Origin of the sequence: Xanthomonas floridensis (genome assembly GCF_001642575.1) — a bacterium.
In the GTDB taxonomy this organism is placed as follows: domain Bacteria; phylum Pseudomonadota; class Gammaproteobacteria; order Xanthomonadales; family Xanthomonadaceae; genus Xanthomonas; species Xanthomonas floridensis.
Window position 1 is genome coordinate 42,555 of the sequence record NZ_LXNG01000016.1, and the last position, 12,474, is coordinate 55,028.

10 protein-coding genes and 1 tRNA gene are annotated in these 12,474 nt (G+C 64.6%); 5 read left to right on the forward strand and 6 right to left on the reverse strand.

Features of this window, described 5'->3' with window-relative positions:
• Positions 1-17 precede the first annotated feature (17 nt).
• Positions 18-2,216 (forward strand): M3 family metallopeptidase, encoded by a 2,199-nt coding sequence (locus A7D17_RS10570; RefSeq protein ID WP_193395333.1) that lies wholly within the window; start codon positions 18-20, stop codon positions 2,214-2,216.
• Between the two features lie 211 nt (positions 2,217-2,427).
• Here the strand turns inward: A7D17_RS10570 and A7D17_RS10575 are convergent, their stop codons facing one another.
• The 3 genes from A7D17_RS10575 to A7D17_RS10585 all read right to left on the reverse strand — a co-directional run bounded on the left by A7D17_RS10575 (position 2,428) and on the right by A7D17_RS10585 (position 4,163).
• Positions 2,428-2,928 carry a MarR family winged helix-turn-helix transcriptional regulator gene (locus A7D17_RS10575; protein ID WP_064509037.1) on the reverse strand — a complete coding sequence of 167 codons (501 nt, stop codon included), beginning with the start codon at positions 2,926-2,928 and terminating at the stop codon, positions 2,428-2,430.
• Positions 2,929-2,994: 66 nt separating this feature from the next.
• A complete protein-coding gene (locus tag A7D17_RS10580) occupies positions 2,995-3,840 on the reverse strand; it encodes a DUF3298 and DUF4163 domain-containing protein (RefSeq protein ID WP_064509038.1) in 846 nt (281 codons plus the stop codon).
• 38 nt (positions 3,841-3,878) lie between these two features.
• Positions 3,879-4,163, reverse strand: a complete 285-nt coding sequence (locus A7D17_RS10585; protein WP_064509039.1) for a GNAT family N-acetyltransferase — start codon at positions 4,161-4,163, stop codon at positions 3,879-3,881.
• Between the two features lie 210 nt (positions 4,164-4,373).
• Between A7D17_RS10585 and A7D17_RS10590 the strand changes: the two genes are divergently transcribed.
• Positions 4,374-4,574, forward strand: coding sequence for a hypothetical protein (locus A7D17_RS10590; RefSeq protein ID WP_064509040.1), 201 nt, complete (start codon positions 4,374-4,376; stop codon positions 4,572-4,574).
• Positions 4,575-4,696: 122 nt separating this feature from the next.
• Here the strand turns inward: A7D17_RS10590 and A7D17_RS10595 are convergent, their stop codons facing one another.
• Both A7D17_RS10595 and A7D17_RS10600 read right to left on the reverse strand, forming a co-directional pair.
• Positions 4,697-5,305 carry a rhomboid family intramembrane serine protease gene (locus tag A7D17_RS10595; protein WP_064509041.1) on the reverse strand — a complete coding sequence of 203 codons (609 nt, stop codon included), beginning with the start codon at positions 5,303-5,305 and terminating at the stop codon, positions 4,697-4,699.
• Positions 5,306-5,312: 7 nt separating this feature from the next.
• Positions 5,313-6,878, reverse strand: coding sequence for a POT-type proton-dependent oligopeptide transporter (locus A7D17_RS10600; protein ID WP_064509042.1), 1,566 nt, complete (start codon positions 6,876-6,878; stop codon positions 5,313-5,315).
• A 264-nt stretch (positions 6,879-7,142) separates the two neighbouring features.
• On the opposite strand from A7D17_RS10600, the gene A7D17_RS10605 reads away from it, so the two are divergent.
• The 3 genes from A7D17_RS10605 (at position 7,143) to A7D17_RS10615 (ending at position 11,510) form a co-directional block, all read left to right on the forward strand.
• Positions 7,143-8,912, forward strand: a complete 1,770-nt coding sequence (locus A7D17_RS10605) for a M14 family metallopeptidase (RefSeq protein WP_064509043.1) — start codon at positions 7,143-7,145, stop codon at positions 8,910-8,912.
• 178 nt (positions 8,913-9,090) lie between these two features.
• Entirely contained in the window at positions 9,091-11,280 is a 2,190-nt protein-coding gene (locus A7D17_RS10610) for a glycoside hydrolase family 3 C-terminal domain-containing protein (RefSeq protein ID WP_193395334.1), read from the forward strand.
• A gap of 143 nt (positions 11,281-11,423) precedes the next feature.
• Positions 11,424-11,510: transfer RNA gene (locus tag A7D17_RS10615), tRNA-Leu, on the forward strand.
• Between the two features lie 326 nt (positions 11,511-11,836).
• Here the strand turns inward: A7D17_RS10615 and A7D17_RS25095 are convergent.
• Complete coding sequence (locus A7D17_RS25095) at positions 11,837-12,334, reverse strand: STY0301 family protein (protein WP_323210068.1); 498 nt, start codon at positions 12,332-12,334, stop codon at positions 11,837-11,839.
• Between the last annotated feature and the right edge of the window lie 140 nt (positions 12,335-12,474).

Here is a 12,474-nt window from a genome sequence, read left to right on the forward strand (position 1 = left end):
ACTTTGGAGCAACCCTCTTGACCACCCGTCTCGCTTTTGCCCTGGCCGCTTCCCTGGGACTTGCCATGCCGTCCTACAGCATCGCCGCGCCTGCCACCACGCAGGCCGCCACCCAAGCCAACCCCTTCTTTGCAGACAGCACCCTGCCGCTGCACTACCCGCAGTTCGACAAGATCACCGACAGCGACTTCGCACCCGCCTTCGATGCCGGCATGGCCGAGCAGTTGAAGGAAGTGGACAAGATCGCCAACCAGAAGGCCAAGCCGAGCTTCGAGAACACCATCATCGCGCTGGAAAAGAGCGGCGCCACGCTCGACCGCGCCACCACCGTGTTCTTCAATCTCGTCGGTGCCGACACCAACGATGCGCGCAAGAAACTGCAGGCCGACTATTCGGCCAGGTTCGCCGCGCATCGCGATGCGATCTCGCTCAACGGCAAGCTGTTTGCGCGCATCCAGACCTTGTACGACCAACGCGCCAAGCTGGGCCTGGATGCACAAGGTGTGCGCCTGGTCGAGAAGTACTACAGCGACTTCGTGCGCGACGGCGCCAAGCTCTCCGATGCAGACAAGACCACGCTCAAGGCGATGAATGCCGAGCTGGCCAAGCTGGGCACCACCTTCAGCCAGAACGTACTGGCCGAGGTCAACGCCGCCGCGGTGGTCGTGGATGACGTCAAGCAGCTCGACGGCCTGTCCGAAGAACAGATCGCCGCTGCTGCCGAAGCGGCAAAGGCGCGCAAGCTCGATGGCAAGTACGTGATTGCGCTGCTCAACACCACCGGCCAGCCGCCGCTGACCCAGCTCAAGAACCGCGAGCTGCGCAAGAAGATCTACGAGGCCTCGGTGTCGCGCGGCAGCCATGGCGGCCAGTACGACAACACCGCGCTGGTGTCGCGCATCATGAAGCTGCGCGCCGACAAGGCAAAGCTGCTTGGCTTCCCGACCTACGCAGCCTATTCGCTGGAAAACCAGACCGCCAAGACCCCGGAAGCGGTCAACGCGATGCTCGGCAAGCTGGCACCGGCTGCGGTCGCCAATGCCAAGCGCGAAGCCGCCGACCTGCAGGCGATGATCGACAAGGAACAAAAGGCCGCGCGCAAGCCGACGTTCAAGCTCGAAGCCTGGGACTGGGCCTACTACAGCGAGAAGGTGCGCCAGGCCAAGTACAACTTCGACGAATCCCAGCTCAAGCCGTACTTCGAGCTGAAGAACGTGCTGGAAAACGGCGTGTTCTATGCGGCCAATCAGGAATACGGCCTGACCTTCAAGCAGCGCACCGACCTGCCGACCTACCGCGACGACATCACCGTCTACGATGTGTTCGATGCCGACGGCAAGCAGCTGGCGATCTTCATCGCCGACATGTACGCACGCGAATCCAAGCGCGGTGGCGCCTGGATGAACTCCTATGTGTCGCAGTCCGAGCTGACCGGTTTCAAGCCGGTGGTGGCCAACCATCTCAACATCCCCAAGCCGCCGGCCGGCCAGCCGACGCTGCTGACCTGGGATGAAGTGACCACCATGTTCCATGAGTTCGGGCATGCGCTGCACGGCATGTTCTCCGACGTCAAATACCCGTATTTTTCCGGCACCAGCGTGCCGCGCGACTTTGTCGAGTTCCCCTCGCAGGTCAACGAGATGTGGGCCGACGAACCGTCCATCCTGAAGAACTACGCCAAGCATTATCAGAACGGCACGCCGATGCCGCAGGCCCTGCTGGACAAGGTGATTGCTGCGTCCAAATTCAACCAGGGCTTTGCCACCACCGAGTACCTGGGTGCGGCGATGCTGGACCAGAACTGGCACCAGGTCAGCGCCAGCGACGTGCCCGATGCGGCCGGCGTCATGGCGTTCGAAGCCAAGGCCCTGCAGCAGGATGGCATTGCCTATGCGCCCGTGCCGCCGCGCTACAAGACGCCGTATTTCAGCCACATCATGGGCGGCTACGCAGCTGGTTACTACGCCTACATCTGGTCCGAGGTGCTGGATGCCAACACCCAGCAGTGGTTCAAGCAACATGGTGGCCTGAGCCGTGCCAATGGCGACCGCTTCCGCAAGACCCTGCTCTCGCGCGGCGGCAGTGTGGATGCGATGGAGCTGTTCCAGAACTTTGCCGGCCATGCGCCGCAGATCGAGCCACTGCTCGAAAAGCGCGGCCTGAGCGCGCAGGGTGGCGATGGCGCCACACCAGAGGCACCGCAGTCCAAGCCGTAACCCGGCCTGCAGCCTTGCTCCAAACACAGCGCCGCCCGGAGCGATCCGGGCGGCGTTTTTGATGTACGCAGGCGTGGGGCGTGCCGCACACAAGACATGGCCCGCCTGGCGAAAACCAGTGCGCGGCGAAGACCGTCACGCTGGCATATATCGCGCGTCTCGCGTCTGCCGCGCGCCTTCCCGCCAGCCCGCCAAGACACATTGACCGCCGCTAGGGCTCCACCGCATCCACGCCATCGAGCAGCTTCTTCAACAACTTCTCCAGGCGCACCTGTTCGGCATCGCTGATGCCGGCCGTTTGCGCATTCAACAGCGTGCACGCTTCCGGCAACAGGCTTTCGATCAAGGCCAGCCCTGCCGGCTGCAAGGTCAGTACGATCTTGCGCCGATCGTCGGGGCTGCCGCCGCGGGCGATCAAGCCCTTCTCGCAGAGTTGATCGGTGAGCCGGGTGATGTTGGCGGGTTTCTCGCTGGCCGCCTCGGCCACTTCGGTAGGCGTGATGGCCTGCTCCGGCGTGCCGTAGAGCATCATCAGGATTTCGTATTCCGGCGGGCTGATGCCGTACGGCTTGAGCCGCACGCAGCTTTGCGTGTGCATTCGCTTGTAGAGATGCTTGATCAACCTCACCAGGACGGCCGGTTCCCGCGGGAATTCCGGGTAACGCGCGCAGGTGTGGTCCACGCGGTTTGCGGTTGGATCGAAACTACTCATATCACCCGTTGGAGTACATTACTGAATGGTCGAGCCATTCAATCACATCGACTGCGGGGCGATACATCAGCGAGCGAAGAGATGTACATATTCCGGCGCGACCCACGGTAGCAATGTGGATGCAGCCACGTCGGCGGTTTGCGTGCCATCCGAGTACGGCCCCACCTGGTACGGAGGAAACACGAAACGCAATGCAGTGATCTGCCCGGCCGCATTCAACACCGGGACGAACTGCGCGAAGTTGTCCACCTGCGCGGCAGTGCCCTCGGCGATCATGCGATCGGCCGATGCCACCTGTTCGGCTTGTTCTTCGATCGGCAAGCGATCGGCTTCCACGCGCTGGGTGGCGGCGGCATGCAGCTGTGCGGCCACCGCACTGCCGATCTTGCCCCACCCCGCTGCATCCGGAATCAGCGCCTGCGCAGTCAACTGCTTGCGCTCCTTGACCAGCCACACGAAACGCGCCACCAGTGGCTCGCCATGCGCACCGCCGGTATAGCGGCTGCCGTCGGCAGAGATCACGATCAGGTCGGCGGTCTGCAACACCGTTTCGAATGCCAATGACAACTCGTAGGGCGCGGCGGGCTTGTCGTTGCCGAGACCGGCGACGGCCTGCATCAATTCGCTGCGCGCATCCTGCGCGTACGTGCGGATCAACGCGGTCAGTTCCGGATAGGCATTCAGGCCGCGCGGGTAGCTGATACCCACCATGTAGGCAGGCGCATGCTCGATCACGTCTTCCAGCGGGCCACTCTGCGCCATTGCCGGCTCGACCGGTGGCGGTGTTGCCACGGCCGCATCGGCCGCCGGTTCGGCCGGCTCGGCGGTTGCCGGCTCGCGCTGCGTACAGCCCGTCAGCAGTGCCAGCACCAGCAGGCCCCGCACCCCATTTCCTGCAAGCAACCGCCCCATTCCCACCCGCTCCCCTGATTGACTTGCTGCTGCCGACGTCAGGCCAGCAGATCCTGAAACTGTGGATGTCCACGCATGTAGGCCTGCGCATAACTGCACGCGGGTACCACCTTCAGCCCGGATGCCCGGGCAAACGCCAGAGCGGCCTCGACCAACGCGGCAGCGATCCCGCGTCCGCCGATCGCCTCCGGCACCAGCGTGTGAGTGATGGTCATGCCTGCACTGTCGCGGCGGTACACCAGCTCGGCACGTTGTCCATCGGTGTCTACAACGAAATGCTGCTGCGTCGGGTCGTGGTCGACGTGCACTGTCGCTGCCTTCATCGTGGTCTGCACCGCTGCCAAGTGCGGCCAGTGTGACCAGCGCGACGCCGCGCCTGCGTGAAAATGAATCCACGCTGTGACCGGCCGCCCGGCTCGGCGACGACCTGCTCAAGTTCGCTGCAGCACCGCCGATAGCTGACTCGATGGCGCTCGCTGCAACCGGTCTCCGGCATGCCTGGCGCCCTCGTCTTACCTATGAGGAGTCACCGCATGCACAATGATTCGGCAGGAAACAACGCGCAGAGCGACAGCTCGCTGCTGGAAGGGCTGTTCCAGTTCGCCATCACCGGCGACACCCATAATCCCGACTTCGCGCAGCTCAACGACACGGTCTACCAGCGCCTGCAGCAGGCTTATGGCGCAGTGTCCGGTTCGGCACTTGCCACCGATCAGGAACGCACTGCGGCCTGAGGCCGGCACTGCTCATCCGCCAGGACCGTCATGCACCACCACGGTCCTGGCCTGGTTGACGTCTGCAACCCGGGGCCTGCACCAGGCCGCCGGGACACGCGCCCGCCGTTGCGGGCTGCCACTCAGCCGAAGCGCGGGTTGGACAGCTGCTCCAGGAAGATCTGCAGCACCCGCGGCTCCATGATCAGCATGAACATCACACCGAAGGCCGCACCGGCCAGGTGCGCGCTGTGGTTGATGCGATCGCCGCCGCGGCGGTCCATCCACAGGCTGTAGCCGACGTAGAACACCGCATAGATGATCGCCGGTGCCGGAATGAACAGCACCAGGATGATGGTCCATGGCTGCAGCAGGATGAAGGCGAACAGCACCGCCGACACCGCACCGGAGGCGCCCAGGCTCAAATAGTTGGGGTTGTTCTGGTTCTTCAGATAGCTGGGCAGGATCGACACCACCAACGCAGCCAGATAGAACAGCGGATAGGTCAGCACGCTGCCGGTGATCTGCAGCATCACCCGTTCGATGACCCGCCCGAAGAAGAACAGCGTGATCATGTTGAAGACCAGGTGGCCCAGGTCGGCATGGATGAAGCCGTAGGTCACCAGCCGGTCGTATTGCTTGTGCTTGTCCACGGCCGGCGGCCACAGGATCAGGCGGTCGTTCAACTTGCGGTTGTTGAACGCCATCCAGGAGACGATGCCGGTGATGGCGATCAGGATCAGGGTAATCATGCGGACCTCAGGCAGAACGATAATTGTCGACCATGCGATAACCGCGCGCATACAGGCCGAAGGCCAGTGCCGCCAGGAATGCGAAGGCCGCGAAGAAGAACATCAGGAACGCCGCTTCGCTGAGCCCAGTATCGGCGATATGCGCGGTCACCGTCGCGTTGCGCACCGCCACGTTCGATAGCAGCACCCACAGGTTGCCGACCGTGGTGGTCAGATACCAGAAACTCATCACCACGCCCTTCATCGACGGCGGCGCCTGGCTGTAGGCAAACTCGATGCCGGTGGCCGACACCAGCACCTCGCCGAAGGTGAGCAAGGCATAGGGCAGGATCTGCCAGGCGATGTGCATCGGCTCGCCGCCATCCATCACCACCTGGATCGCCCCCACCACGATCCAGGCCACGCCGCTGAAGGCGATGCCGCTGGTCATGCGCCGCAACGGCGTGGGCTCCCAGCCAACCCGGCGCAGCAGCGGGTACAGCACCAGGTTGTTGAACGGAATCAGCAGCATCACCAGCAGCGGATTGATCGCCTGCATCTGCGACGCGGTGAACCAGGCCGGCATGGTCATCTCGCGCCCCTGCAGCACCCAGGTCGAGGCCTTCTGGTCGAACAGCGAGAAGAACGGCGTGACCAGCGCGAAGATCACCAGCACCCGCAGCAAGGCGCGCACGCCTTCCACCGCCGCATCCGGATGCGTGCCGCGCGCGCGCTCCAGCTGCCACCAGGTCCCACCGCCGATGCCGGCCAGCAACAGCACCAGCGCGATGCACAGGCAGATGACGATGCCCAGCGGCTCCACCCAGGCGAAACTCGCCAGCGCCAGCACCACCGAGAGCGAGGCCAGCACCAGGCCCGGACGGCCCTGCCCCGGCACGCGCGTCAGCAGCGCGGTGCGCACCACCGCGCCGAATCCGTGCGGATCCTTCGGCGGCAGCGGCACCCGCACATACCGGTTGCGCCCTAGCCAGAACACCAGCGTGGCCACGAACATCAGGATGCCGGGGATGCCGAACGCCCAGGACGGACCCAGATTCTTCAGCGCCAACGGAATCAGCAGCGAGGCGAACAACGAGCCGAAATTGATGATCCAGTAGAAGGCGTCGAACACCACCTTGGCCAGATGCTTGTTGGACTGGTCGAACTGGTCGCCCATGAACGAGGCCACCAGCGGCTTGATACCGCCCGCGCCCAGCGCGATCAGCCCCAGCCCGACGAAGAAGCCGCTGCGGCTGCCTTCGAACATCGCAAGGCACGCGTGCCCGGCGCAGTAGACCAGGCTGAACCACAGGATGGTGTTGTATTTGCCGAACAGCCGATCGGCCAGCCAGCCACCCAGCAGCGGAAAGAAATACACCCCGATCATGAAGCTGTGCAGGATGTGCTTGGCTTCGGCCTCGCGGCCTGGGCCACCGATCTCCTGCAGCAGCAGCGAGGTGATCAGGAACTGCACCAGGATGTTGCGCATCCCGTAGAAGCTGAAACGCTCGCAGGCTTCATTGCCGATGATGAAAGGAATCTGGCGCGGCAGGCGCGCGCCGGCAGTGGGGCCGGGCAAGGTCGTGGTGGTCAAAGGCGGTCCGGTCGAACTGGTGACAGGCCCTATCGTACCGGCGCCAGCTGGTTGGCCGCCATGCGGCCGGACAGTGCTGCATCCATCCGGTTGCAACTGTGCACCGGGTGAGTCGGCAGAAAGCTGCGCAGCGAACGTCCCCAGCTGGCGACGCAGCACGTGGTCGTGGCCGCTTGAACAATGCGCGCATGTCGCAGTGCAGATTGGCCTGCCGCGCCGGCTCGGCTACATTGCAAACGTTTTCCTGGAACACCGGACCGCTGGATGCCCCGCTACACCCGCCTGGCCTTGGGCCTGTTGTTGTCGACTTCCGTTTCCACTGCGCTTGCCGCCGAGCCGCTGACCAGCGTGGCCGAGCGTAGCGGCTTCGTGCAGACCGGCCGCTACGACGAAGTCATCGCGCTGTGCGATGCGTTTGCGCAGCGCTATCCCCAGGCGGTGCGCTGCACGCAGTTCGGCACTACGCCCGAAGGCCGGCCGATGAAGGCGCTGGTCGTCTCCACCAGCGGCGCGCTGGATGCAGACGCCGCCGCGCAACGCAAACTGCCGGTGGTGCTGATCCAGGGCGGCATCCATGCCGGCGAGATCGATGGCAAGGACGCCGGTTTCCTGGCCTTGCGCGAGCTGCTCGAGGGCAAGGCCAACAAAGGCGTGCTCGACAAGCTGGTGTGGGTATTCGTACCGGTGTTCAACATCGATGGACATGAACGCTTCGGCGCCTGGAACCGCCCCAACCAGCGTGGCCCGGAACAGATGGGCTGGCGCACCACCGCGCAGAACCTCAACCTCAACCGCGACTACGTCAAGGCCGACGCGCCGGAAATGCAGGCCATGCTGCGCCTGGTGCAGCAATGGGACCCACTGATGGTTGTGGACCTGCACGTCACCGACGGCGCCAAGTTCGAGCACGATGTCTCGGTGCAGGTGGAGCCGGTGCATGCGGGCGACACCGCCCTGCAGCGCGATGGCGCCCGTTGGCGCGATGCGGTGCTGGCCGACCTGCGCAAGCAGGGCTCGCTGCCGCTGCCGTATTACCCCTCTTTCGTGCGCGAGGACGATCCTACCTCCGGCTTTGCCGACGACGTGTCGCCGCCGCGCTTCTCGCATGGCTATTTCCTGCTGCGCAACCGCTTCGGCATGCTGGTGGAAACGCACTCGTGGAAGGATTACCCCACGCGCGTGCGGGTCACCCGCAACGCCATCGTTTCGGTGCTGCAGCAGGCCGCCAGACATGGCACCGCCTGGCGCGCCGATGCGCTGGCCGCCGACCAACGCGCCAGTCGCCTGGCCGGCACGTCCGAACCGCTGAGTTTTGCGGCCGGCCCCAAGGCACGCACAGTGGCATTCCGCGGCTATGCGTACACGCGCACACCCTCGCCGATTTCCGGCGCGTTGATGACGCGCTACGACGAGAACACACCGCAAATCTGGAACGTGCCGCTGCGCGATCAGATCGCCCCCGATCTGGTGGTCGACGCACCCCGCGGCGGCTATCTGGTACCAGCCGCGCAGGCCGCCTTCGTGGCAGAGAAGTTGCGCCTGCACGGCATCGCCTTCCGCACCATCGACAGTGCTGCCGACTACCCGGTACAAAGCTTCCGCGCCGAAGACACCCGTTTTGCGGCACGTTCCAACGAAGGCCATCAGACCGTGGAAGTCAGCGGGCAATGGCGCGAGGAACGCCGCGCCGTCCCGGCCGGCTCGCTGTTCGTGCCGATCGCCCAGCCCAAGGCGCGCCTGGTGATGGCAATGCTGGAACCGCAGGCGCCGGACTCGTTGCTGCAGTGGGGCTTCTTCAATACTGCCTTCGAACGCAAGGAATACATGGAGGCCTACGTCGCCGAAGACGTGGCGCGCGACATGCTGGCCCGCGATGCCGGCCTGAAGGCGCAGTTCGAGCAGCGCCTGGCCAACGACAAGACCTTTGCCGCCGACCCACAGGCGCGGCTGGAATTTTTCGCCCGGCGCCATTCCTCCTGGGACGAGCGCTATCAGCTGTATCCGGTGCTGCGGACCGCGCAGACCGACTTCTGACGGCCCCGCCAGTTCGGCGAGCGGCCAGGCGCGCCAGAGCGCCATCCGATCCGGGCACCGCGGTGCCCGACCCGTTTTGACATGACCCGTAATAGAAGGACACCCCGTGCCACATCCCGATATGAAAACGTTTACACACCCCATCTCTCGTCCGCGCCCGTTGGTGCTGGCGGTGGTGATCCGCCTGGGCATGGCCCTGGCTGCACCGGCGGCGGTGGCGCAAACGGCAGCGGCGCCGCAGCCGTGGATGGATACCGCACTGACGGCGGACCAGCGTGCCGACCGGCTGCTCGCCCAGATGAGCGAAGACGAAAAATTCCAGATGCTGCGCAGCTATTTCGGTCTGGGCACCGACAAGATCCCCAAGCCCGAGGGCGCGTTGGGCTCGGCCGGCTATGTGCCCGGTATTCCACGGCTGGGCGTCCCGGCGCAGCAACTGGCCGATGCTGGTGTCGGCGTCACCAATCCCGGCGGCATCCGCAAGGGCGACTACGCCACCGCGATGCCATCGGGCCCGTCCACCGCGTCCAGCTGGAATCGACAGCTGGCCTTTGAGGGCGGCCGGACCATGGGCCGCGAATCCTGGCAGCAGGGCTTCAACGTGCTGTTGGCCGGCAGCGTCAACCTGCAGCGCGACCCACGCAACGGCCGCAATTTCGAATATGCCGGCGAAGACCCGCTGCTGGCCGGCAGCATGGTCGGCGAATCCATCCGCGGCGTGCAGAGCGAACACGTGTTGTCGACGATGAAGCACTTCGCGCTCAACGACATGGAAACCCGGCGCAACTTCCACAGCGCCGAGATTGGCGAACAGGCGATGCACGAGTCGGACCTGCTGGCCTTCGAGATCGCGCTGAAGATCGGCGACCCTGCCTCGGTGATGTGCTCCTACAACAAGATCAATGGCATCTACGGCTGCGAGCACGATTACCTGCTCAACCAGGTGCTCAAGCAGGAATGGCACTACCCCGGCTACGTGATGTCCGATTGGGGCGGCGTGCATAGCGGCTCCAAAGCCGCGCTGGCCGGGCTGGACCAGCAATCGGCCGGCGAAGTGTTCGACGCGGCGGTGTTCTTCGATGCGCCACTGCGCATGGCGGTGGGTGCCGGCGTGGTGCCGCGCGCCCGCTTCGACGACATGGTCAAGCGCGTGTTGCGCAGCCTGTTTGCGCATGGCGCGTTCGATCACCCCACCCAGCGCCAACCCATCGATGGCAAGGCCGGGCAACTGGCGGCGCAGCATGTTGCCGAAGAAGGCGGCGTGTTGCTGCGTAACGAGCAGGCCACCTTGCCGCTATCCAGCCAGGTGCGCCGCATCGCGGTGATTGGTGGCTACGCCGACAAGGGCGTGATGTCCGGTGGCGGCTCCTCGCGGGTGGACTACACCATCAATGGCGGTAACGCGGTGCCCGGGCTCACCCCGACCACCTGGCCGGGCCCGGTGATCATCCACCCGTCTTCGCCGTTGCAGGCACTGCGCGCGGCATTGCCGAACGTGCAGATCGACTACGTGGATGGCACCGACTGCGCCGCTGCCGCACGCGCGGCCAAGGCCGCCGACGTGGCGATCGTGTTCGCCACCCAGTGGGCGGCCGAATCGGTGGACCTGCCGGACATGCGGCTGCCCGACAACCAGGACGCCTTGATCGAGGCGGTGGCCAAGGCCAACCCCAAGACCACCGTGGTGCTGGAAACCAACGGGCCGGTGCGCATGCCCTGGGCCGAGCGCGTGCCTGCGGTGCTGCAGACGTGGTACCCGGGCATCGGCGGCGGCGAGGCGATCGCCAACCTGCTCACCGGCGCGGTGAATCCGTCCGGCCACTTGCCGGTGACCTGGCCGGTGGACGAATCGCAGCTACCGCGCCCCTCGATTCCCGGCCTCGGTTTCAAGCCGGCCAAACCCGGCGAGGACACCATCGATTACGCCATCGAAGGCGCCAATGTCGGCTACAAATGGTTTGCCGCACGCAAGCTCACCCCGCGTTATCCGTTCGGACATGGCCTGTCGTACACCCGCTTTGACATGGGCAACCTGCAGGTGGATGCAAAAGGCAGCACGCTCACTGCGCGTTTCGACGTGGAGAACACCGGTGAACGCGAAGGCGCTGCAGTACCACAGCTCTACCTCGTGCTTCCGGAGGGCCACGCCACCCCGCTGCGCCTGATCGGCTGGCAGAAGCTCACGCTCAAGCCCGGCGAGAAGCGCCGCGTGCAGGTCGTGGCCGAGCCGAAGACGCTGGCCGATTTCGATGCGAAGGCGCGGCACTGGAAGATCGCAGCCGGTACCTACCGCGTGCAGCTGGCGCGCTCGGCAAGCGAGCCGGTGCAGAGCGCGGAGGTCAAGCTGCAGGCTGCGCAACTGCCATAAGCGCGTATCGCGGCGGACGTACAACGCGTGCGTCCGCCGTGCCGCGTTTTTCAGGTCGCCGGCAGGCACCGGCCACCTCCAAAAATTTGTCCGGGATGCGTTGACAGCTTCGCACGCAACTTGCACAATTCGTCCCCTGAGTCGCCCAGGTGGCGGAATTGGTAGACGCACTAGCTTCAGGTGCTAGCGGGGGCAACTTCGTGGAGGTTCGAGTCCTCTCCTGGGCACCACGACTCACGGTAGATCGTAAAAAACCTCGCTTCGGCGGGGTTTTTTGCGTTTGGGCAGTGCCAAGCATTAACGCCGCCGCGTACATGACGCCAGTGGGCAGCTGCTCGATCGGGCGTTGTTTGTCGGTAGCCGGGCGACAGGCTGCCAGAGCCGAAGACCTGACCGGGCGCGGCATTTAGCTACCTGCAGGTCAGGCCAGCTGCCGGGCCCAGCGCCGCATGAGCACCTGGATGACGCAGCGCTGGTGGGATTGTTCGCCCAACAACTGATGTACTGCACCAGTGCATCACTGGTCGCATGCGCCGCACATAACCAAGCAGGCTTCTTATGGGATTCGGCCAGTCAAAACCAACTCCGGAAACTGCAGGTGCGCGTGCCATCGCAATTCATGGCAACGCGCTGGAGCGCTTTGACCAAGGCATTTAATCGCAATAGAACGACGCGACGCGATCGGTTGCCCGCACCTCGGCGCTGCGAATCGTCCCGTGCAAGCCCGCACCGTTTCGCCGACCTGCCAGGAGACCTGCACGCCTGCACCGTACTCGCAGACGGCATAAATGCCATGCGGGTCCGGTACGTCAAACTTCCAGATCCATCGCTCGGTACCGCCCGATTGCTGCTCGTCCTCATTGCGAGGCACCAGTGCAGCACGCTCACGGGGATGTCCCGAATACACGCCGATCGACGACAACCGCAACGGACGGCGCTGATCAAGGCCAAGGCGCGCTTCTGCAGGCACGTCCGGGCTCTGCAGCACAGCGCTGGAGATGCGAAGCGTCGACGGACACTGCAAGGTTTGCGCTGCAAAAAACAGATGGGGCAATAGCCGGCAGAAGCAGCAGCGTCAGGCAACGCAGCACACCGGCGCAAGACGTTACTGGCATGATCGTGAACTCTCAAAAAAAGCGACTAGCGGCTATTGGCAGCAACACGTGCCGTCAAAGACGATGACGCATGCAGGCC

Excerpts from the sequence above, each read along its gene's own strand:
- A7D17_RS10575 (WP_064509037.1), bottom strand. The coding sequence starts at position 2,928 with ATGAGTAGTTTCGATCCAACCGCAAACCGCGTGGACCACACCTGCGCG.
- A7D17_RS10580 (WP_064509038.1), bottom strand. The coding sequence starts at position 3,840 with ATGGGGCGGTTGCTTGCAGGAAATGGGGTGCGGGGCCTGCTGGTGCTG.
- A7D17_RS10585 (WP_064509039.1), bottom strand. The coding sequence starts at position 4,163 with ATGAAGGCAGCGACAGTGCACGTCGACCACGACCCGACGCAGCAGCAT.
- A7D17_RS10590 (WP_064509040.1), top strand. The coding sequence starts at position 4,374 with ATGCACAATGATTCGGCAGGAAACAACGCGCAGAGCGACAGCTCGCTG.
- A7D17_RS10595 (WP_064509041.1), bottom strand. The coding sequence starts at position 5,305 with ATGATTACCCTGATCCTGATCGCCATCACCGGCATCGTCTCCTGGATG.
- A7D17_RS10605 (WP_064509043.1), top strand. The coding sequence starts at position 7,143 with ATGCCCCGCTACACCCGCCTGGCCTTGGGCCTGTTGTTGTCGACTTCC.